Here is an 891-nt window from a genome sequence, read left to right as displayed (position 1 = left end):
CAGCCAAATATTGAGTTGCTCTAAAGCACCGCCTTCTTCACGAGCTGCGCGTTGCGAGAGGGGAATTACCCAGTCAAAACGAGAAAGCTCCCAGGTGCTCTTAATATCTCGACCTGGTTCTACAAAGTCCGGAATCAACCACCAAGGCTTAGCGGTGTGTTCGAAGACAGTTTTACTAAAAGGATCATAGAACCAGTTGGGTGGGTTTGTAGAGTTATAAGGAACGGTGCAAGAACCGAAGTAACACAAAGCACTAACACTTTTGGCACTTCCCGGTCCCTTTACATCCCACTGAGTATTACCATGCAGCGTCGCTACTTTATCGGCGCTTGTGCTTGAAGGCTTGAAAAATGGCGCTTCAGGTATAGAATGATTAAGGCGCTTTACCGGGTTCAGACCAGACAACAGACTCACACGATAGACCACCGCGCGCGCTACGCCCACTAAGCCCAAAGCTTTTACTGCTTTTAACTTCTGAGAAAACAAGCTAATCCTCGAACTCACTCGCAAGCTCTAATTTGCTCTACCGCCTCGAGCGACACTTCAGCCACATCAATAATCTCATCGTAAGAGATAGGTGAAGCCGCCCCGCTCTTGATTGAATCAAGAAATGCTTTAACACAAGCCTCTTGCCCTTTATCTTGCTTCCAAGTGTTGAGTTTTTTAAAGCCTGGCCAGCCAAAGCCTTTTAACTTTCTAAAGTTATCAAGCTGCAAAACTCGCCCTGCAGTGAATACCTCAACCCGTTCCTTTGGAAAAGAAGAGTGGCCATTTGCAAGGTAGTGAATGGTACCGAAAGAACCATCTTCAAAAGCTAGATTAATAACCGCTTTGTCCTCAGTAACATCTACTCCGTCAACAGCCCCCATACACTGAGCATGTACAGATTTA

1 protein-coding gene and 1 pseudogene are annotated in these 891 nt (G+C 46.2%); both read right to left on the bottom strand.

What is annotated here, in order from left to right:
* Positions 1–504: hypothetical protein (locus tag A3762_RS23315; protein WP_197469530.1), on the bottom strand; the 504-nt coding region annotated here is incomplete at its 3' end.
* Positions 501–891, bottom strand: a pseudogene (locus A3762_RS27985) (dehydrogenase); the annotation flags it as partial. The pseudogene A3762_RS27985 and the gene A3762_RS23315, both read right to left, overlap by 4 nt.

This window comes from Oleiphilus sp. HI0125 (assembly GCF_001635355.1).
This window is presented reverse-complemented; position numbering and strand designations above follow the sequence as displayed.